The sequence below is a fragment of the Pseudomonas sp. RW3S2 genome (genome assembly GCF_014268955.1).
In the GTDB taxonomy this organism is placed as follows: Bacteria; Pseudomonadota; Gammaproteobacteria; order Pseudomonadales; family Pseudomonadaceae; genus Aquipseudomonas; species Aquipseudomonas wayambapalatensis.
Genome location: NZ_JABWRM010000027.1, coordinates 33185 through 53485, shown reverse-complemented (window position 1 = coordinate 53485; position 20301 = coordinate 33185). Strand labels below are relative to the sequence as shown.

The 20301-nt window shown below is 63.3% G+C and carries 16 protein-coding genes and 1 pseudogene; 6 read left to right on the top strand and 11 right to left on the bottom strand.

The genetic code is table 11. The features are described from left to right. Positions 1 to 76: 76 nt before the first annotated feature. The 6 genes and pseudogenes from HU748_RS25240 to HU748_RS25215 form a co-directional block, all read right to left on the bottom strand. Positions 77 to 567, bottom strand: a pseudogene (locus tag HU748_RS25240) (transposase); the annotation flags it as partial. Between the two features lie 145 nt (positions 568 to 712). Further along, entirely contained in the window at positions 713 to 1936 is a 1224-nt protein-coding gene (locus HU748_RS25235) for an OprD family porin (protein WP_186669850.1), read from the bottom strand. A gap of 104 nt (positions 1937 to 2040) precedes the next feature. After that, complete coding sequence (locus HU748_RS25230; protein WP_186669814.1) at positions 2041 to 3423, bottom strand: tripartite tricarboxylate transporter permease; 1383 nt, start codon at positions 3421 to 3423, stop codon at positions 2041 to 2043. Next, on the bottom strand, positions 3423 to 3920 hold the full coding sequence (locus HU748_RS25225) for a hypothetical protein (RefSeq protein ID WP_186669812.1): 498 nt from the start codon (positions 3918 to 3920) through the stop codon (positions 3423 to 3425). The genes HU748_RS25230 and HU748_RS25225 overlap by 1 nt, the downstream gene beginning before the upstream one ends. A gap of 53 nt (positions 3921 to 3973) precedes the next feature. Next, positions 3974 to 4900: a hydroxymethylglutaryl-CoA lyase gene (locus tag HU748_RS25220; protein WP_186669810.1), complete on the bottom strand. Its 927-nt coding sequence runs from the start codon at positions 4898 to 4900 to the stop codon at positions 3974 to 3976. Next, positions 4897 to 6183: a hydroxymethylglutaryl-CoA reductase, degradative gene (locus HU748_RS25215; RefSeq protein ID WP_186669808.1), complete on the bottom strand. Its 1287-nt coding sequence runs from the start codon at positions 6181 to 6183 to the stop codon at positions 4897 to 4899. Before HU748_RS25215 ends, HU748_RS25220 begins: the two co-directional genes overlap by 4 nt. A gap of 150 nt (positions 6184 to 6333) precedes the next feature. Between HU748_RS25215 and HU748_RS25210 the strand changes: the two genes are divergently transcribed. From HU748_RS25210 to HU748_RS25195, 4 genes are all read left to right on the top strand, one after another. Next, a complete protein-coding gene (locus HU748_RS25210; RefSeq protein WP_186722400.1) occupies positions 6334 to 7725 on the top strand; it encodes a PLP-dependent aminotransferase family protein in 1392 nt (463 codons plus the stop codon). A gap of 627 nt (positions 7726 to 8352) precedes the next feature. Next, positions 8353 to 8844, top strand: a complete 492-nt coding sequence (locus HU748_RS25205) for a GNAT family N-acetyltransferase (RefSeq protein ID WP_186722399.1) — start codon at positions 8353 to 8355, stop codon at positions 8842 to 8844. Between the two features lie 42 nt (positions 8845 to 8886). After that, positions 8887 to 9240, top strand: a complete 354-nt coding sequence (locus HU748_RS25200) for an SH3 domain-containing protein (protein WP_186669802.1) — start codon at positions 8887 to 8889, stop codon at positions 9238 to 9240. A gap of 481 nt (positions 9241 to 9721) precedes the next feature. After that, complete coding sequence (locus HU748_RS25195) at positions 9722 to 9916, top strand: hypothetical protein (RefSeq protein WP_186669800.1); 195 nt, start codon at positions 9722 to 9724, stop codon at positions 9914 to 9916. Positions 9917 to 10042: 126 nt separating this feature from the next. Here HU748_RS25195 and HU748_RS25190 read toward each other — a convergent pair whose 3' ends face one another. Beyond that, entirely contained in the window at positions 10043 to 10942 is a 900-nt protein-coding gene (locus tag HU748_RS25190) for a LysR family transcriptional regulator (RefSeq protein ID WP_186669798.1), read from the bottom strand. 100 nt (positions 10943 to 11042) lie between these two features. Between HU748_RS25190 and HU748_RS25185 the strand changes: the two genes are divergently transcribed. Continuing rightward, positions 11043 to 11801 (top strand): TSUP family transporter, encoded by a 759-nt coding sequence (locus HU748_RS25185; protein WP_186708658.1) that lies wholly within the window; start codon positions 11043 to 11045, stop codon positions 11799 to 11801. Between the two features lies 1 nt (position 11802). On the opposite strand, the gene HU748_RS25180 is transcribed toward HU748_RS25185, so the two are convergent. Continuing rightward, positions 11803 to 13221: a GGDEF domain-containing protein gene (locus HU748_RS25180; protein ID WP_186708672.1), complete on the bottom strand. Its 1419-nt coding sequence runs from the start codon at positions 13219 to 13221 to the stop codon at positions 11803 to 11805. Between the two features lie 146 nt (positions 13222 to 13367). After that, positions 13368 to 15200, bottom strand: coding sequence for an SLC13 family permease (locus HU748_RS25175; protein ID WP_186722398.1), 1833 nt, complete (start codon positions 15198 to 15200; stop codon positions 13368 to 13370). A gap of 162 nt (positions 15201 to 15362) precedes the next feature. Here HU748_RS25175 and HU748_RS25170 point away from each other — a divergent pair, with 162 nt between their 5' ends. After that, positions 15363 to 17159: a glycoside hydrolase family 15 protein gene (locus HU748_RS25170; RefSeq protein WP_186722397.1), complete on the top strand. Its 1797-nt coding sequence runs from the start codon at positions 15363 to 15365 to the stop codon at positions 17157 to 17159. 78 nt (positions 17160 to 17237) lie between these two features. Here the strand turns inward: HU748_RS25170 and nuoN are convergent, their stop codons facing one another. Continuing rightward, a complete protein-coding gene (gene nuoN / locus HU748_RS25165) occupies positions 17238 to 18707 on the bottom strand; it encodes an NADH-quinone oxidoreductase subunit NuoN (RefSeq protein ID WP_054892697.1) in 1470 nt (489 codons plus the stop codon). 7 nt (positions 18708 to 18714) lie between these two features. After that, the gene (gene nuoM / locus HU748_RS25160) at positions 18715 to 20247 is read right to left on the bottom strand and encodes an NADH-quinone oxidoreductase subunit M (RefSeq protein WP_186722396.1); all 1533 of its coding nucleotides are present in this window, start codon (positions 20245 to 20247) and stop codon (positions 18715 to 18717) included. Positions 20248 to 20301 lie beyond the last annotated feature (54 nt).

Below are 20301 nucleotides of genomic sequence, written 5' to 3'. Positions count from 1 at the left end.
GTTGCTTGGTCATCGGACACCTCTCTGTGGCGAGCATTCTCGCCTAAATGGGTGTCCGGGGTTAGTAGACCACTACACGCAGGTCATCGTGAATTTTGCGGTAGCCGTACACACCTCCGCTTTCGAGCCAAGCATGTTTGATCAAGCTAAGCAGACGGCGATCTTCTTTTGCTCGGGCAGATTGAGGCTCAGCCAACCAAGCGTAGTAGCCGCTGGGATGCACCTTGAGGGTTTGGCAAAGGCGCCGCACCGGGTAATCTGTCGAGTGCGTCTTGATGAAGGCGTACTTCAGCCGCACTCCTTGGCAAAGTACGCGGCGGCCTTCTTTAAGATGTCTCGTTCTTCTGTCACCCGCTTGAGTTCAGCGCGCAGCTTACGCAGTTCAGCGTGCTGATCATCGTCTTGCTGACGCTGTTCTCGGGGCTTGCTGTAGACCTTGATCCAGGCGTAAAGGCTGTGCACGGACATGCCCAGGCGCTGGGCGACCTCGGCGACAGGTTTGCCTTTTTCGGTCACTTGCTTGACCGCTTCGATCTTGAATTCTTCGGGGTAACGCTGACGACTCATGGCACCTCCTATTTGGGCCTCATTATGAGGCTCGGAGGTGTCTAGGAAGCCAGGGGCGATTCAGAGCACTACAAACTGACGTGCGGATACGCAGCGAACCAGTGGCCTTGGTCGCTGCGTGGTTGCATGGAGGAGAGGACTTAGTTCAAAGGATAGACAGCGGATAACTCACAATCACCCGGTGTTCATCGAACTCATTGCTGCTGAAGTTCCGGCGCAAGGTGGAACTGCGCCACCTGACGGTCAGGTCTCGCAAGTTGCCGCTCTGGAGGGTATAGGCCAGTTCGCTTTCGCGGCCCCATTCCTTGCCATCGCGCACGTTGCCAATGTGCACATTGTCGCCGCTGATGTAGCGGGTCATGAACTGTAGCCCCGGTAGGCCATCGACTACGAAGTTGTGGTCGTAGCGCACCTGCCAGGAGCGTTCGTGGGCGTTGTCGTAGCTGGAGTTATAGCTGTCGTTGGCCAGGCTGGTGCCGGCCGTGCCGTTGACCCGCATCCAGCCGGTATCGCCGCTCACTCGCTGCAGGCCGAGGTACAGGGTATGGCCACCGGTACGCGCCGAGAGCAGCAGCGAGGTGGTGCGGTTGTCCATCTTGCCTGACAGTGAGCGGCCGCTGTCCTCGCCGACGAAATAGCCGAGGTTGGCACCCAGCGTCCAGTTGCCGATGGCCTGGCTGTGGATCAGATTGTAGTACTGCTGGCGGTAGATGTCTTGCAGGTCCGTATGCCAGGCTGCGAGCTGGGTGGCCTTATCGTTGAACAGGTACTCGGCGCCCAGGATATCCAGGCGGTCCGATGTGGCGCTGGGTCGGCCGGACATGAACAGGTCGTCCATGCTGGCGTCGTTGCGCGGGCTATTGCCGCGAAAGCGTGCGCCGTAAAGCGTGAGGTTGTCGATTTCACGCGAGGTGAGCTGGGCGCCCTGGAAGGTCTGGGGCAGCGAGCGGCCGTCGTCTGAGCGCAGCACCGGCAGCATCGGCGACCACTCGCCAATCTTCAGCTCGGTGGCCGAAACGCGTGCCTTCAGTGCAACGCCGAGGCGGCCGAAGTCATCCGCCGGGCGGCCGTCATCGTGCACCGGCAGCAACTGGGTACCGGCAGTGCCGCGACCGCCGTCGAGCTTTACCGAATACAGCCCCAGCACATCCACGCCAAAGCCGACCACGCCCTGGGTAAAGCCGGAGCGGGCGTCGAGGATGAAGCTTTGCGTCCATTCTTCGGCCATGCCTTGGGTGTAGGCCGGGTCGACGAAATTACGGTTGATGTAGAAGTTGCGCAGGGTCAGGCCGACGTTGGCATCTTCGCTGAAGCCTTCGGCCAGGGCGCTGCCGGCACTGAGCAACAGGCAGGCGCCAGCCGCCATCATGCGGCAAGGGGGGCAAAGGATATTCATTGTTGTTGTTCCTTTATTGCAGGCGAATGAAACCACGCAGCCCCTGTGGCTGCGTGGTGGAGCAGGAGAAGGTCAGGTCAGACGAACAGGGCGACGATGGCCGGCACGCTGAGCACGGCCGTGTAGTAGCCCATGAACTGCACGCCGATGTTGAAGCCGATAAAGCGGTACAGGAAGCCACCCAGCAGACCGACCGTGAGTATCACCAGCAGTCCCAGCAAGCCGCCTTCCCACAGGCCGATCACCAAAATCAGGCCGACGAAGGTGGCGATCACCGCCTCGTGGCTGATGCGCCGCGAAACAAACGAGGCGGCGCGGTGGGCGAAATTCATCGAGAATGGGTAAGCGATCAGAATGGCGATCACCACTGCGAGCATGCCGAAAGCAAGGAACTCGCCGGCGCTGAGCAGGTTGTGCAGATTGTTCACCTGGCCGCTGGCGGCATCCACGGTAAAGCGTGGCGGGGCGTTGAACAGCGGCGCGGCCGGGCCGGCAGCCACGGGGCTGAGCGGCAGGCCGAAGGCGATCAGCGGGATCAATGCCTCGGCAATGTAGGTGGACTCGGTGACCCCGTTGCGCACGCTGATCACCGAGGTAAGGCGATGATAGGCGTGCTTGATGCGCGAACCGACTACTTCACCGAGGATCACCGTCATTGCCACCGGGCTGAATACGAAGGTGGCGCTCGACACGGTAGCGGTGGCCAGGGTCCAGCCGGCCTGGCGGCGGTCCAGCACCTTCAGCGGGTTGGGGAACCAGCCGCCCCAGCTCTTGACGTCTGGCGACAGGGCAAAGGTGCGCGGCACACTGCGCTTTATCCGAGCCCGCTCTGCCGGGGCGAGCATGGCGAACAGGGCGGCGATCAGCGGGCCGATAGCGATGCCCAGGAAGTAGCTGACACTGAGCTTGACGCCGTGTTGGGTGGTCAGGGTCTGCAAAGCAATGATCACCAGCACGAACGGCAGCAGCGCCAGCACCGAGGCCCAGCGGCCGGCCGAGAAGTAGGCAATGATGGTGGCGGCTGCGAGGAATACCCAAGGCGCGGCCTGCTTGATCGCATCGCCGAACGGCGCCAGCAGTACGGCGAACAGAACCGCCAGCGGTAGGGCCACCAGGGCGGCGATGACCGCGCCGGAGATCATCTTGCGCAGGGCAATATGCGGCACGCCAAGGTTGCGCAGGAAGTTGGCCTCGCGCATCAGTGGCGTGGCCATGGTGTCGCCGGGGATGCCGAGCAACGCTGTGGGCACCGCATGGGTCATGTGCTTGGCCACCGCGCCGGCAAGGAAGAAGGTGAACACCCCGGCAGCGGGCACACCCAGCAGCACCACCAGCAAGGTCAGCGGTGCCAGCGTGGTGGTTTCGTCGCTGCCGGAAATCAGGCCGATGGCCGAGAACACCACAGCGCCGATTACCCCCATCAGTACGGCGATCAGTACCTGGTCGAACAAGGCGTCCATCAGGCGGTCCCTCGCTTCAGGGTTGCAGTGCTTGAGCAGGCCACGGCTGGGCTGGCAGGTTCGGCTTCGGCGAACAAGCGCTCCAGGCCCAGTTCGCGCAGCTCGTTGCGCACTTCTTGCGGCAGATCGCTGAGCTGGCCGATACCGCCGTATTCATCTCGCAGTTCTTCAATCACCTGCTGGCGCCAGGCCGGGTCGGCGACGTGTTCGACCACATGGCGCTTGGGTTTGAACAGGCAGGCACTGACCCCGCCACCCAACAGCGAGCCGAGAATGCCCAGCAGCATGGCGTAGGCACGGGCCATCTGGCTGGACTGGACCCAGCCGGTCAGCAGGTGCTCGGCGAGAAAGAACGTGCCCAGGCTGCAGGCGGCGCCGATGGCGATGGCGGCGATCAGGTGGCGGCTGTCCACGGTGTCGCCCCACACTTCATAGAGGTTGTCGTAAGCCTGGTTCACCTCCGGTGCGCGGGGGTGCAGGCGGCATTCAAGGGTCATTGGCATTCTCCTGCCTTTGCGGGCACGTTGTTATTATTCGGGTGCTACAAGTACTACAGGTGTTGTTCGCCGGCGCTCCTTGCCGCCATTGCAAGGCCGGCGCGGGAGCGGTTGGCGATGCCCAGTTCGGCACTGATACGCACGCCAACCCGGGCCACCGCCTGCAGGTCGACACCTGTGCTGTAGCCCAGTCCGTGCAATAGGTACAGCAGCTCTTCGGTGGCCACGTTGCCGCTAGCACCGGGCGAGTAGGGGCAGCCGCCAAGGCCGGCAACCGAGCTGTCGAAGGTGCGTACACCTTGCGCTAGTGCGGCGTGGACATTGGCGATGGCCATGCCCCAGGTATCGTGAAAGTGGCCGGCCAGCGCGGTCACCGGCACTTGCCGGGCGCAGTGTTCGATCAGTTGCGCGGTCGCGTCCGGTCTGCCGGCGCCGATGGTGTCACCCAGACTGATTTCGTAGCAGCCCAGTTCATACAAGCGGCGTGCGACCGCCGCCACGACCTCTGGCGCCACCGCGCCACTGAATGGGCAACCGAGCACGCAGGATACATAACCGCGCACGCGGACAGAGGCTTGTTTGGCGGCTTGCAATACCGGGGCGAAGCGCTCGAAGCTTTCATCGATGGAGCAATTGATGTTATTGCGCGAAAACGCCTCGGAGGCGGCCGCGAACACCGCCACCTCGCGGCAGCCGGCCCGCTGCGCGGCCTGGAAGCCTTGCAGGTTGGGGACCAGGGCTGTGTAGTTGACCTCGTCGTCGGCGGGCAACTGGCGCAACACCTCGTCGCTGCCGGCCATTTGTGGCACCCAGCGCGGCGACACGAAGGCACCGGCCTCGATATGCTGCAGGCCGCTGGCCGCCAGCGCGTCGATCAGCGCCACGCGCGTGGCCACCGACAACCGCTGGCGCTCGTTCTGCAGGCCGTCGCGCGGGCCGACTTCAAACACTTTTACCGCTTGCGCCGGAGCCATGGTCATTGGCCGCGCTTTTGTTTCAGCAGCGCAACGGCACGGTCGGCACGGACATCGTGATTTTCTACCAGTTGCCGGACAACCCAATCCACTTCATCACCGCGGGCACCCGCCAACACCGCGATATTGCGCGCGTGCAGGGCCATGTGCCCGCGCTGGATACCTTCTGTGGCCAGGGCGCGCATGGCCCCAAGGTTCTGCGCCAAGCCTACGGCCACGGCAATCTCCGCCAGCTGCTGGGCGGTGCTGACTTGCAGGATGCGCAGCGACAGTTGTGCCAATGGGTGAGTCTTGGTCGCACCACCGACCAGACCGACCGGCATCGGCATTTCCAGGGTGCCGACCAGGTGGCCGTTGCTGTCCTTTTCCCAAGTGGTCAGCGAACCGTAGCGGCCGCTGCGGCAGGCAAACGCGTGGGCGCCGGCTTCCACAGCACGCCAGTCGTTGCCCGTAGCGACGATCAGCGGGTCGATGCCGTTCATGATGCCCTTGTTGTGGGTGGCCGCGCGATACGGGTCGATGGCCGCGAGGGCGTAGGCGTCGAGGATGCCTTCGATTACCGCCTCGCCACTGAAATCGTCGGTCTTCAGCTGCTGCGGGGTGATTCGCACCTGGGCCCGGGCCAGGCGCAGGTCGGCCAGGTTGGACAGAATACGCAGGCGTACCTGGCCACCGGTAATAGCCTCCATCAACGGCGCCACGGCTTCGGCCATGGTGTTGACGGTGTTGGCGCCCATGGCGTCGCACACATCGACGATGAGGTGCGCGACCAGCATCGGGCCGCGTGGCGATTCGGCGAAGGTGTGCACTTCGAGGTCGCGGCAGCCGCCGCCCAGGCTGTTGAGCAACTGGTCCTTGCGGTTGGCCAGCTCGATGATTTCGCCCTTGCGGCGTAGCAGGCTCAGGCGCGCATTGAGCGGGTCGTGGACGCCGACAATCTGTACCTGGGCACGCATCAGCGGGGCGCTGCTGGAGGTAACGAAGCCGCCATTGGCGCGGGCCAGCTTGGCCATGTACGAGGCTGCAGCGACAATCGAGGGCTCTTCGACCACCAGCGGCACCAGCACATCACAGCCGTTGACTTGGAAATTGCTGGCCACGGCATAGGGCAGCTCGAAGGTGCCGATGACATTTTCGATCATGCCGTTGGCGATGTCTATCGGCAGGGCACCGGCGTTGGCCAGCAGGTTGACGTCGTCGGGGTTCAGACCGAGCAACTGGCCAATGTGGTCCAGACGTGCGGCGGGGGATAGGTTACGGAAGGCGGGCAGGCGGGAATCGAGGCTCATGAAGGCTCCGTTGGTGTCATTGTTATTGGGCGGCGCCTTGAGCGCGGCGCTGGCGTGGTGCTTAATGTGCAACCACTGTGCCCTTTGTTGAAGGTACAGTTTTGCCCAACAGTACCCAGTCTGTACCCAATGCAGCCAAGGAACCCGCCGATGACCCGTGTCACCCTTGCCCAACAGGTTGCCGATGCGGTCGAGCAGCAGATCCGCAGCGGCGTGCTCAAGGTTGGCGACCGCCTGCCATCGCTACGTGAATACGTGCGCTTGCACGGGTATTCGAAGAACACGGTGATCACCGCCTACGAGATCCTTGCATCCAAGGGGCTGGTGGAGGCGCGCCACGGCCAGGGCTTTTTCGTTGAGGCACAGGCACAGGCTGCCGAAGTGGATGAAACGCGGCCCTATACCCGGGCCATGGACACCATCTGGATGATGCGGCAGCAGTTTGTTCGCGAGCCCGGGTTGGCGCCGCTGGGCGAGGGCTTTGCGCCAGTGACCTGGCTGCAGGACATGCGCCTCGACAAATTTACCCGGCAGGCGATGCGCAGCGGCGCCGGCAACCTGTTCCGCTATGGCAACCGGCTGGGTAACCCGGGGCTGCGCCAGAGCCTGGTGCGCAAGCTGGCCAGCTACGCCATCAATGCCACGCCCCGGCAGATTGTGACTACCCACGGCTCCAACCATGCGCTGGACCTGATCATCCGCCGCTTCGTGGTGCCGGGAGATGCAGTGTTGGTGGAAAACCCGGGTTACTACCCGCTGTTCGGTAAGTTGCAGTTGCATGGCGCACGGTTGCTTAGCGTGCCGCGCCTGGCGGACGGCCCGGACATGGACGTATTGGAAGCTATGCTGCGTGTCGAACGGCCCAAGCTGTTCTTCATCCAGTCGGTGTGTCACAACCCCACCGGCTCGGATATCTCCCCGGCCAAGGCCCACCGTCTGCTGCAACTGGCCGAGCGGAACAACCTGCTGCTGGTCGAGGACGATGCGCTGGCCGACTTCAAGCCCAGCTCGGCGCTGAAGGTGGCGGCGCTCGACCAGCTGCGCCGCTCGCTATACATCGGCAGCTTCTCCAAGTCGGTGTCGGCGGCCTTGCGCGTGGGCTATATCGCCGGCAGCAAGGAGGCCATCGACGAGCTGGCTGACCTGCAGATGATGCTGCACACCAGTTGCTCTGAACTGTGCGAGCGCACGGCGGATGTGATCCTCAGCGAAGGGCACTTCCTGCGCCACCTGATGCGCCTGCAGGACCGGGTGCGGGAGGCCACCGCAGGCGGGTTGCGGGTGCTGGATGAGCTCGGCGCCGAGGTGTTCTGCCGGCCGGAACAGAGCTTGTACTTGTGGGCGCGTTTTCCGGGTATCGATGATACCGCCGTGTTGACCCGTGAAGTGCAGGGCAGGGGCGTGATGCTGGCGCCGGGGGCGATTTTCCAGACCAACCAGAAAGCCGTGACCGGGTGGACCCGGTTGAATGTGGCCTATCTTCAGGAGGCGGTATTCATTCAGTGTTTGCGAGAGACGATAAGCGTCCGGGTAGGAGATTAGCGTCGCAGGAGCTTTGTCCGTGCTGGGGAAGTCCTACCGTGGCCAATCCGCTTGTTTACCGTCAAGAATGAGTTCAGTGTCAAGGCTATCCCTAATTCAGGGATACACTTCGAATGAATGCCGCTGCTCAGCATCTGGCTGGCGACCGCGTGCCGGCAGGTTTTGGTCCGCGCTGGTGCACGCCTGTTTTTTCCAGGTGCGTGATCCACCATCCGTGTCGCAGCTCGTCCGATGCGCGCTACGGCTCGTTTGTGGCGGTGTTGCGGAAGACGAACCGCACGCGCTGTTCGCGCACAGTCCGATTGTCTCGATCGATAACCTCGATCAGCTCCGCCGGCAGATTCATGGTGAACTGCACTTGCGCCTATAGAGCACGCAGAGCTGGGGCAAGCAGCTTGACCGTGCGTGTCGAGCGCCGGGTCTTGGTCGCCTTGTACTGGCCAGCCACCGTGCCCGCGGGATCTCGACGGTATCAGCGGACAGGTCTACATCCTCCCAGGCCAACAGACAAAGCGTGCCGCACAGGTAATGCTCGGTTAAGCAGGGTGTGACGTGTGATCGCGGTGCGAAGCCGAGCCGCTCCGGTTAGGATGTCGTCCTCTGTTTACCGAGACACGGACCTACCCCATGAATACGCCTGTTTTCCGCCCCGCCACGCCTTCGGATGTGGACCGCTGCTATCACATCGAAACCACTGCCTATGAAGGCGACGAAGCGGCCACGCGGGAGAAGATTGCCACGCGCATCGCCCAGTACCCGGAGGGCTTTCTGGTGCTGGAGCAGGACGGCCAGGTGGTGGGTTTCATCAACAGTGGCTGTGCTCACGAAGTGGTGATGTCCGATGAGGCGTTCAAGGAGCTGGTTGGGCACGATGCCCAGGCGCCAAACGTGGTGATCATGTCGGTGGTGGTCGATCCGGCGTTTCAGGGGCGCGGTTACGCCGGGCAACTGATGACGCGCTTCATCGAGCAGATGCGCGAACGCGGCAAGAAGACCATTCACCTGATGTGCAAGGACCAGCATGTAGGGTTGTACGAAAAGATGGGATACCAGTACGTGAAACCTTCCAGTTCCGATCACGGTGGCATGGCCTGGCATGAAATGGTCATGAGCCTCTGAGCGGCTGCCAGGATTGATTCTTCTGAAGCCAGGGAGCGGGATATGAAATACGTGGTGATCGAAAGCCATCGCAGTGAATACCCTCGACCCATTCGCTTCGCCCGAGGGACGTTGTTGCAGATCGGGCAACGTTACGAGGGTGAGGAAGACTGGCAGGACTGGTATCTGTGCAGCTGTGAGGGGCACGAGCCAGGCTGGGTGCCGGGGCAGTTGATCGAGTGCCTGGGTGTCGGCCAGGGGCGGGCACTGGAGTCGTATTCGGCCCATGAGCTGGACGTCGATCCTGGGCACGAGGTGGTGGGGCTGCGGCGCTTGAACGGCTGGCTCTGGTGTCGGCGACAGCGCAACGGTGAACTGGGGTGGTTGCCGCAGGAGAAGTTGCGACGGCTGGACTGAACGACCCATCTGATATGCTTTTTTTACGGCAACCTGAATCTGTAACCGTATCAGCCAAGGCCTGACAATGCCCCTCAAGCCCAGCCGTACGAAGCGGTATGCGCCGGGCAAGCGCAGCTGCACCGCATCCCTGGCGGGCAGCTCTGCCGTTCAGTCCCCACTTTGTCGAGGTTCCAATGGGCAAGCTTGCGTTGTTCCTGGGTGGTTTCCTGATGCTGACGATCCTGATCGGCTTGCTGGGTACCATCCCACCGGGCTGAAATATCCCGTCCAACTTCCCCGAGCCCGTCTACCTGTGAGACGGGCTCGATGCGTTTTACCTCCTGCCACGCCGCTCATCGACTGTCTGTCGGCTTCTTCTTGATATTTATTCTCACTTGATAACCGTTCGTGTAATCTCCCGCGGCCGTTTTCGGCCCCCGAGCGTGGGGCGTCTGGAGTTTTTGGGCTTGACGGCAGCCCACCTGCCTCGGAGTCGTACATGGAAAGCAAGAAGGGCACTGCAGCGATGCTGGAGTGGCGGGAGAGGTTCGTCGGCACCGGTATCGCCAGCGAACGGGATTACGAGCAGGCACTGGTCTGTGCCGAGCAACTCGAGCGTGCCGGGGCGATCAACGTTGGCGAGTGGATCGAATTGGTCAGGCTAGCGAATGCTGCACTATTGCGTGTGCGATAAGTCGTTAACTGGACTCGGAATTCTGTCCACAAAAAACGTGGGTAGGTCTGTGGATAAAACGCTACAAGCCAGTAACGAAGCGGCCTTTGTTAAATTGAGCAGAATTTGTACAGTGCTGTCCGGGGGTCAGGGACGCGCGCGTCGTAGCGCCTGCAGCAGTTCACGTACCCGAGCCGGTTGTTCGCCAGGCGGGTAGAGCGCATGCATCTGCGGATCCTGGCCGCTGCTGGAGGTCAGGTGATACGCCGGGCATACCCGCAGCAAGCGCCCGGCCTGCACTTGCGGCTCGCCCAGCCAGTCGGCGAGACGGGCGATGCCGGCACCGGCCAGCGCGCTCTGGTACACCGCAGTGCCTGCGGACAGGCGCAGGCGCGGACGTGGTCGCAGGCTGGTGATCTGGCCGTCGCGGTAGAAATGCCAAGCCTTGAGGATGCGGGGAGCGGTGTGCAGGATCAGCGCATGGCCGCCCAACTCCTCGGGTTCCAGTGGCAAGCCGTGTTGCTGCAGGTACGCCGGGCTGGCGTACAGGTGGCGGCGGTAGTTCCACAGTGGATAGCCGATCAGTTCGCTCGACTGGGGAAAGGCACCGCGCACCACGAAATCGAACTTGCCTTGCACCGGGTCGAGGGCCTGATCGCCGAACTGCACGTCCAGGGTGACCTGGGGGTGACGTTGGGAGAATTCGGCGAGCACCGCCGGCAGTACCTTCTGGGCCAGCAGCTCGGGCACTGCGAAGCGGATCCAGCCCTGTGCCGAACCGCTCAGCGCCGCCAGCTCATCGGCGGCATCACGTTGCACCTCCAGCAAGCGCTGTGCGTGGGGCAGCAAGTGCTCACCGGCTTCGGTCAAGGTCACGGCGTTGGCACTGCGATTGAGCAGGCGGGTGCCAGCGTTGTCCTCGAGCGCCTGCACTGCGCGGGTTACGGCGCTGGGTGAGCGCCCCAGGGCGCGGGCGGCGGCAACGAAGCTGCGCTTGTGGGCGACGCTGACGAAAGCCTGTATTTCGCGCAGCATATCCAATGCCATGGCGGGTTCCTCATTGCGGTTTGTGCAATATGGCATTTCAACACAGGTGCGGCCGTTTGATTAGGCTTTGGGCACGCTTTCCCTGCCTGGAACTTCTCAAATGACGGATATCGTCCTGTTGTCCCTGTTCGCGTTCGCTGCCGGATTGATCGATGCTGCGGTCGGCGGTGGCGGGCTGATTCAGATTCCTGCGCTGTTCAATGTGCTGCCCGGTGCTCAACCGGCGGCGCTGTTGGGCACCAACAAGTTCGCGTCGGTGTGCGGCACGGCCTTCGCCGCGCGCTCGTTCATTCGCAAGGTCAGACTCGACTGGGGGCTGATCGTGCCGGCGATGGCCAGTGCCTTTGTCATGTCGTTCGCAGGGGCCGCGACCGTGTCGTTGGTGCCTCCCAGCGTGATGCGCCCGGCGGTGCTGGTGCTGATCGTGTTGATGGCGATCTACACCTTCTGCAAGAAAGATTTCGGGGCCTTGCACACGCCGACGCGAATCGGCCGCAAGGAGCAGTGCCTGGCGATACTGATCGGCGGTGCCATTGGTTTCTATGACGGTCTGTTCGGCCCTGGAACGGGCAGCTTCCTGATCTTCCTGTTCATCCGCTTTTTCGCCCTGGATTTTCTCCACGCCTCGGCGTCGGCCAAGCTGGTGAACATCGCCACCAATCTGGCCGCACTGGTGTTCTTCATTCCCTCGGGTAACGTGCTGTGGGCCATTGCATTGCCGATGGCGGTGTTCAACATCCTGGGGGCTCTGACGGGCACCTGGTTGGCGGTACGCAAAGGGGCAGGGTTCGTGCGGGGCCTGTTCCTGGTACTGCTGTGCGTGCTGATCGCCAAGCTTTCCTGGGATCTGATCGGCTGACTCAGACCACCTGGCGCTGGGCCTGCTCGACACGATTGCGGCCATGGGCCTTGGCGCGATACAGCGCCTGGTCGGCATCGGCGAGCAAGGCATCAAGGTCGGCTGTCGGCTGGCTGTCGTTGCAGCCACTGACACCGATGCTCACGGTGATCCGCAGCTGCGTCTCACCCTGCACCATCTGCAGGTCCTGCACGGCGCGGCGCAGACGCTCGGCAGTGAACGCAGCCTGTTCGGGCGCGAGCCCCGGAACGACGATGACGAATTCCTCGCCACCCAGGCGAGCGAACAGTTCGCCGTCGTGCAATTGTTCCTGCAATGCACTGGCACATTGGCGCAGGACGTGGTCGCCGACCGCGTGGCCATGGCGGTCATTGATCGCCTTGAAGTAGTCGATATCGAGCATCATCAAGGTCAGCGGCAGCGCCTGGGCATGCTGCTGCCGGCCTTCCAGCAGGGCGTTGGCCTGGCGGGTGAAGGCGCTGCGGGTCAGGGCGCCGGTCAGGTGATCGATGGTCGCCTGGTGCGCCAGGCGCGACAGCAGGGCGCGGTTGGCATTGCTGACACAGGCCACTACCAGCGGCCCGAGCACCAGCATGGCGATGCCCAGGCGAGCCGACATCAGTGCCGTGACGCCCGGCTCACTCTGCGGCACGCTGAAATGCATCAGGTTCTGGGCCACGGCAACGATGAGGGTGCTGCCTGCTGTCAGCGTCAGCAGCGAGAGCAGAAAAGGGGAATAGCTCAGGGCGCACCACAGCAGCGCAGAAATGGGGAAGGCGATTGCGCCAGGGCCGCCGAAAACGATACTGAGCACCAGCGAAGCCAGCAGCACCAGCAAGGGTGCCAGTCGCACAGGCTGTCCTCCGCTGCGCAGTAGTGCCGGTAGCGACGGCGCGGTGAGCATGATTGGCAACACGAGTACGCTGGTGGAGAACTGTTCGCTGAACCAGGCCAGCCAGGTGGTGCGCAATGACTGATCGAACCAGGGGGCGGCCATGACGCATGCGAGGCTTGCAGCCACCACGGCCCCTGCGGCACAGGCAGCGAATACGCGGAGCACGCCATGGGGTGTACGCAGTCGCCGATGGGGGCGGGGCAAGTGCGCCAGCAGACGCCAGAGGGTGACGATCGCACCGACGTTGCACAGGTTGAACCACAGGGCGGGGCGCCACTCGCTGCCACAGATCAGGTCGGCACTGACCATCGCCAGGTACATCAGGGCGATGCCCAGGATGCTGCCCTGGCGGGGGTGGCGCAGCAGCATCCCGGCCAACACGGCATTGACCGGCCAGAACAGCGACAGGGACTCGATCGGTCGGGCCAGGATACCGCCCAGCGTCAGGGCGAAGGTCAGACCGAACAGGATCAAGGGAGGCAGCAGGCGCGACTGGGCTGAAAACACCATGGGCTCGACCGACAAGCGCAAAAGTAATCCAGGACGACTGCAGCTAACACCTGGGACAGATAGATCGCAGTGTGGTTCAGGAAGCGAATTGATGTCAATTGGATATTAATTTGCGCCGATCCTCCCTGATATTTCACGTTTGCTACAGGTAAACATCCTGGTCACTGCAATCCGAAGAACCAGGGCACCATCACCACGGTCACCACCATCACCAGCAGGGTGAAGGGCACACCGACCTTGACGAAATCGGCGAAGCGGTACTGGCCAGGGCCGAGCACCAGGGTGTTGACCGGTGAGGACACCGGCGTCATGAATGCTGCCGAGGCGGCCAGGGCCACGGTCATGGCGAAGGGATACGGCGACATGCCCAGTTGCTGCGCCGTGCTGATCGCAACCGGGGCCATGAGTACTGCCGTTGCCGTGTTGGAGATGAACAGCCCGATCACGGCGGTGAGGGCGAACAGGCAGGCAAGGATGGCCTTCGGGCCGGCACCGCCGAGCAGGCCGACCAGCCCGGTCACGGCCAGGTCGATACCGCCGGTCTTCTGCAGCGCCAGGGCGAAGGGCAGCATGCCGACGATCAGTACCAGGCTTTGCCAATGGATCGCGCGGTAGGCGCTGTTCATGTCGATACAGCGCCCGGCGCCCATCAACAGGCAGCCGATCAGCGCAGCGAGGACATTGGGTACCAGGCCGCTGACCATCAGCCCGACCATCACCGCCAGGCTCAGCAGGGCTTGGGGAGCACGGGTGCGGGCAGGGGCGACCTGATCGATTTCGGCTGGCAGGCTCAGCACCAGAAAGTCGCGCGGCTGGCTTTGCAACTGGCGCACGGCTTTCCAGGGGCCGATGACCAGCAGGGTGTCGCCCAGGCGCAGTTTCTCCTCCACCAGTTGTGCTTCGACGGCGCTCTGCTCGCGGCGCAGGCCGACCACATTGAGGCCGTAGCGGCTGCGAAAGGCCAGCTCCAGGATAGTCTTGCCGATCAGTTGCGAGCCGGGCGGCAGCGAGATCTCGGCCATGCCCACTTCCTGTGATTGATCGATGAAGTAGGCCGCCTTGAAGTGCAGGGGTTCCAGTTGCATGGTCTGGCACAGGCTGCGCAGGTCGTCGCGATTGGCGAACAGGTCGAGCAGCAGCACATCGCCCTGTTGCAGCAGGGTGCCGGAGTCGGCGGCGATCACCCGGGTGGTGAATTTGTGCTGGCGCTCGATGCCGACCACATTGGCGCCATGGCGGGTACGCAACTCGAGCTCGCCTAGGGTATGGCCGATCAGTGGCGAATGTGGGCGGATGCGCAGCCGCCGCTCGCGACCGCTGAGTTTGTAGTCCAGTACCAGGTCGAGCAGGGTGCGGCGGCTTTCGCTACGACCGTCCTTGCGCACTTCGCCGTTGAGCCAGTGGCGGGTCAGCAGCATGTAGCCCACACCCAGGACCAGTATGACCAGGCCGAACGGGGTGAAACTGAAGAAATTGAAGCCTTCCAGCCCGTGGCGCACCAGCTCGCTGTGCACCACCACGTTCGGTGGCGTCGCCACCAGGCTGAGCATGCCGCTGATCAGGCCGGCGAAGCTCAGCGGCATCATCAGGCGGCTCGGTGAGCACTTGAGGCGCGCGGCGATGCTGAGCACCACCGGGATGAAGATCGCCACCACCCCAGTCGAACTCATGACCGAGCCAAGCCCGGCGACCGCGACCATCAACAGCACCAGCAAGCGGGCCTCGCTGTTGCCAGCGCGCTCGCTCATCCAGTCGCCGATGCGGTAGGCGATACCGGTGCGCACCAGGCCTTCGCCGATCACGAACAATGCGGCGATGAGCACCACGTTGGGATCGCTGAAGCCGGCCAGGGCCTGCTCGACGGTGAGGATGCCGGACAGCGGCAGAAACAGGATCACCAGCAGCGCAACCACATCCATGCGGGGGCGATTGAGGATGAACAGGGTGACGACGATGGCGAGCAGGCCGAGGACCAGGAGCAGGTCTGAAGACATGGGGCAGGGTGATCCTTCACGGGTTGGGGCTGGGGAGAACAGTAGCAGGCCAGGCGGGCGACGTCGTTGATGTACTGCAGGATTCGGGCGAGGGGCGCAAAGCGTGCTCGGTTGTGGTCACAAACAACAGAGCGAACCCAAGCCTCAATCCAAGGAGCTCCAATGCCCGCGCACATCGAAGACTATGCCCTGCTTGGCAACTGCCGCAGCGCAGCCCTGGTCAGCCGCGATGGTTCGATCGACTGGTTGTGCCTGCCCCGTTTCGACGACCCTGCGGTGTTCGCCGCGTTGCTCGGCAATGAAGAGAATGGTCGCTGGCGCCTGGCGCCCAGCGACTCGGTGGAGCAGTGCAGTCGGCAGTACCTGGGCGATACCCTGGTCCTGGAAACCACCTGGACCACTGCCAGTGGTCGTGCCCGGGTACTCGACTGCATGCCCCTGGGTGAACCAAACGCCGTGCTGCGTATCGTCGAAGGCCTCTCGGGAGAAACCCGATTCGAACTCGATCTGGTGCTGCGCTTCGACTATGGCCGCAGTGTCCCCTGGGTGGAGCGGCTCGATCCACTGACCCTCAGTGCCGTTGCCGGCCCCGACCGGCTGATCCTGCGCAGCACGGTCGGGCTGCATGCGATGGACCATCACAGCGTCTGCCGTTTTCATGTGGGCGCAGGCGAGCGCCATGTGTTCGCCTTGCGTCATCAACCCTCGCACCTGCCCGACACACCGGATTTCGACGCCGATCAGGCGCTGGCCGACACCCTGGCGCACTGGCAGGACTTCGCTGCACGCTGCCCCGACGTAGGGCCGCACAGTGCCCAGGTGCGTCGCTCGCTGTTGACCCTCAAGGCGCTCACCTATGCGCCCACCGGCGGGATCGTCGCTGCGGCCACCACTTCGTTGCCCGAGCGCATCGGGGGTGAACGCAATTGGGACTATCGCTATTGCTGGTTGCGGGACGCCACCATGACCCTGCTGGCGTTCATGAACCTGGGGTATTTCGATGAAGCGCAGGCCTGGCGCGAATGGTTGCTGCGCTCGGTGGCCGGCAACCCGGAGCAGATGCAGATCATGTATGGCCTGGCAGGCGAGCGCGACCTGGGCGAGTTCACCTTGCCCTGGCTGGCCGGCTATGAACGCTCGAGCCCGGTGCGCATCGGCAACGCCGCCTCCGGGCAGCGCCAGCTGGATATCTATGGTGAGGTGGCCGATGCCATGGCCCAGGCGATCAAGGGCGGGCTGCCTCGTCACCCTCGCAGTGCCGCAATCGCCCGGCTGATCATGCCGTATGTGGAGCGCATCTGGCGCGAGCCCGACGAAGGTATCTGGGAGGTGCGTGGCGGTCGTCAGCAGTTCGTGCATTCGAAGGTGATGGCCTGGGTTGCGTTCGACCGCGCGGCGAGGCTGGCTGAAACCACCGAGGAGGATCGCGAGCGGGGGCGGCACTATCGTCAGGTGGCCGAGCAGATTCACCGAGAGGTGTGCGAGCAAGGGCTGGATGCTGGTGGGCAGTACTTCGTGCAGGCCTATGGTTCAGACGAGCTCGACGCCAGTCTTCTGCACATTGCCCTGACCGGTTTTCTGCCGGCGGAGGATCCGCGTTTCTTGCGGACACTGGAACAGATCGAACGTCGCCTGCTGAAAAATGGTTTGTTGCTGCGTTACGACAGCGACAGTTGCAGCGATGGCCTGACGCCGGGGGAGGGGACTTTCCTGGTGTGTTCGTTCTGGTTGGCTGATGTGTATGTGCTGTTGGGGCGCCAGGAACAGGCGCAGGCGTTGTATGACCGCCTGACCGGGCTGTGCAATGACGTGGGCTTGCTGGCCGAGCAGTACGATCCGCTCGGCCAGCGGATGCTGGGGAATTTTCCGCAGGCGTTCAGCCACATCGGCATCATCAATACCGCGTTGAACCTGCACCGAGCTCAGTGCCCGGCGTGGGACCGTGCCCGTTGTGGTTGAAGGCGCTGGCCGGTTTTGCCGGTGCCAGAAACAAGACACCCCGCCGAGGCGGGGTGTCTTGATGCAGCGCAGAACGAATCAGCCTACCAGGTGCAGGCCAGCCTGCTGAACCAGTTCCAGCAACGGCTGCGGGTAGACACCCAGCACGAAGGCCAGGATCGCAACGGCCAGCAGCATCACGCCACCGGTACGCTGTTCCCACTTCAGCGGAGCATCGTGACGACGCAGGTTCGGTTCTACCAGGTACAGGGTCACCATGACCCGCAGGTAGTAGTACACGCCGATGGCGCTACCGATCACCAGTGCACCGACCAGCCACCACAGGTGCGACTCGACGCCAGTGGCGATGATGTAGAACTTGCCGATGAAGCCTGCGGTCAGCGGGATACCGGCCAGCGACAGCATCATCACGGTCAGTACCGCGGTCAGGTACGGACGGCGCCAGAACAGGCCGCGGTACTCGTACAGCGCGTCGGCGTCACGGCCGGCGTACGGCGAGGACATCAGGGTGATCACGCCGAAGGCGCCCAGGCTGGTGATCACGTAGGTGACCAGGTACACGCCCATGGCCTCCAGTGCCAGGCCCTTGCTCGCCACCAGGGCGATGACCAGGTAACCGAAGTGGGCGATGGACGAGTAACCCAGCAGACGCTTGAGGTTGCTCTGGGTCAGCGCCAGCAGGTTACCGACCAGGATCGAGGCGACGGCGATCACCGCCAGTACGGTGCTCAGCACGCCACTGCTGGCGGCAGGGGAGAGCATGAACAGGCGCACGACCACGGCGAACACCGCAACCTTGCTGGCGGTGGCCAGGAAGGCGGCGACCGGTGCCGGAGCACCTTCGTACACGTCCGGAGTCCACAAGTGGAAAGGCACGAGCGACAGCTTGAAGGCCAGGCCTACCAGCATCATGCCCAGGCCCAGCTGTGCCAGCAGACTTGGCATGCTGGTGGCTGCCAGGGCCTTGCCCAACTGGTCGAAGGTCAGGGCGCCGGCATCGGCGTAGAGCAGGGCCATGCCGAACAGCAGGAAGGCCGAACCTGCAGCCGAAAGCACCATGTACTTGATGCCGGCTTCCAGCGAACGCTTGTTGAAGAACGCATAGGCTACCAGGCCGTAGACCGGCACCGACAGCAGCTCCAGGCCGATGAACAGGCCCGCCAGGTGGTTGGCGCTGACCAGCACCAGGCCACCGAGCGCCGACATCAGCAGCAGCAGGTAGAGTTCTTCACGGTTGCCTGGGAAGCCCTTGGAGCCTTCGCCCAGGTAGGCGTGGGCAAGGGTGACGCAGGCCAGGGTGGCCACCAGGATGATCGCCATGTACAGGCAGGCGAACTTGTCGATGGTCACCAGCGAGGTGACCGCCAGCGGTGCGACTTTCAGTGCCGGCAGGATCGACAGCAGGGCCAGGTTCAGGCCCACGGTGGACAGCAGGAAGGTCTGCGAGTGGTTGCGCTTCCAGGCGATCGCCAGCATCACCACCACCGTGGTGATGGTGGTGATCAGCATCGGCGCCAATGCGATGAAGTGTTGAGTGGTGAATTCCATAGCGCTCTTACCGGGCCGAAGCGAGTTGAGTGAAAGCGGAACCGAGCCACTGCTGCACACCGCTCATGGTGGCGGCAGAGGTGTCGAGGAACGGCTGCGGGTAGACGCCCAGCACGATCAGCAGCACCGCCAGGCCCAGCACCATGATCAGTTCGCGTCCGTCCATGCCGGCCAGCACGGTGTCGGCCTTGGCCGGACCGAAGTAGGCGCGGTGGATCATGATCAGCGAGTAGACCGAACCGAACACGAGGCCGGTGGTGGCGATCACGGTGATCCAAGGCACGTGGGCGAAGCTGCCGATCAGAATCAGGAACTCGCCGACGAAGTTGCCGGTGCCCGGAAGGCCCAGCGACGCGGCGGCGAAGAACAGGCTGATGGCTGGCAGATACGCGATGCGGTGCCACAGGCCACCCATCTGGCGCATGTCACGGGTGTGCAGACGCTCGTACAGCTGGCCGGACAGGATGAACAGCGCCGCAGCCGACAGGCCGTGGGCCAGCATCTGGATCACCGCGCCCTGCAGGGCTTGCTGGCTGCCGGAATAGATACCGATCAGCACGAAGCCCATGTGCGAGACGCTGGAGAAGGCGATCAGGCGCTTGATGTCGGTTTGTGCGAAGGCCAGGAAGGCACCGTAGAAGATACCGATCAGGCCCAGGGTCATGGCGATCGGCGCGAACTCGGCCGAGGCGTTCGGGAACAGCGGCAGGGCGAAGCGCAGCAGGCCGTAGGCCGCAGTCTTCAGCAGGATGCCGGCGAGGTCGACGGAACCTGCAGTCGGCGCCTGGGCGTGGGCGTCAGGCAGCCAGGAGTGGAACGGAACCACTGGCAGCTTGACCGCGAAGGCGATGAAGAAGCCCAGCATCAGCAGGTATTCGACACCTGGCGGCAGCTGTGCCTTGAGCAGGTCGCTGTAGTTGAAAGTGATCACCCCGGTGGCGTTGTAGTTGACCAGCACCAGGCCAAGGATCGCCACCAGCATGATCAGGCCGCTGGCCTGGGTGAAGATGAAGAACTTGGTCGCCGCGTAGATCCGCGTCTTCTTGCCATCTGCCGAGCTGTGACCCCAGAGCGCGATGAGGAAGTACATCGGCACCAGCATCATTTCCCAGAAGAAGAAGAACAGGAACAGGTCCAGCGCCAGGAACACACCGACCACGCCGCCGAGGATCCACATCAGGTTGAGGTGGAAGAAGCCGACGTGGCGCTGGATCTCTTTCCACGAGCACAGCACCGAGAGCACACCGAGCAGGCCGGTGAGCAGGATCATCAGCAGCGACAGGCCGTCCAGGGCCAGGTGGACGCTGATGCCGAAGCGCTGGATCCACTGGACTTTGTATTCCACAGCCCAGGCAGGTTCGGCGCCCGGAGCGGGGGCGAGGGTGTAGTCACCGGTGCCCCACAGCCACAGGCCGATACCGAGCAGCAGGGACATGGTCAGCAGCGCGATCCAGCGTGGCAGGGTGGCGCCGAAGCGCTCACCCAGCCAGCACAGGAAGCCGCCGATGAAGGGGATCAGGATCAGCCAAGGCAGAATCATGACGGGTTCGTTTCCTTTCGCAGAGTCGCAAGGTTCGCGAGGTTCGCAATATTC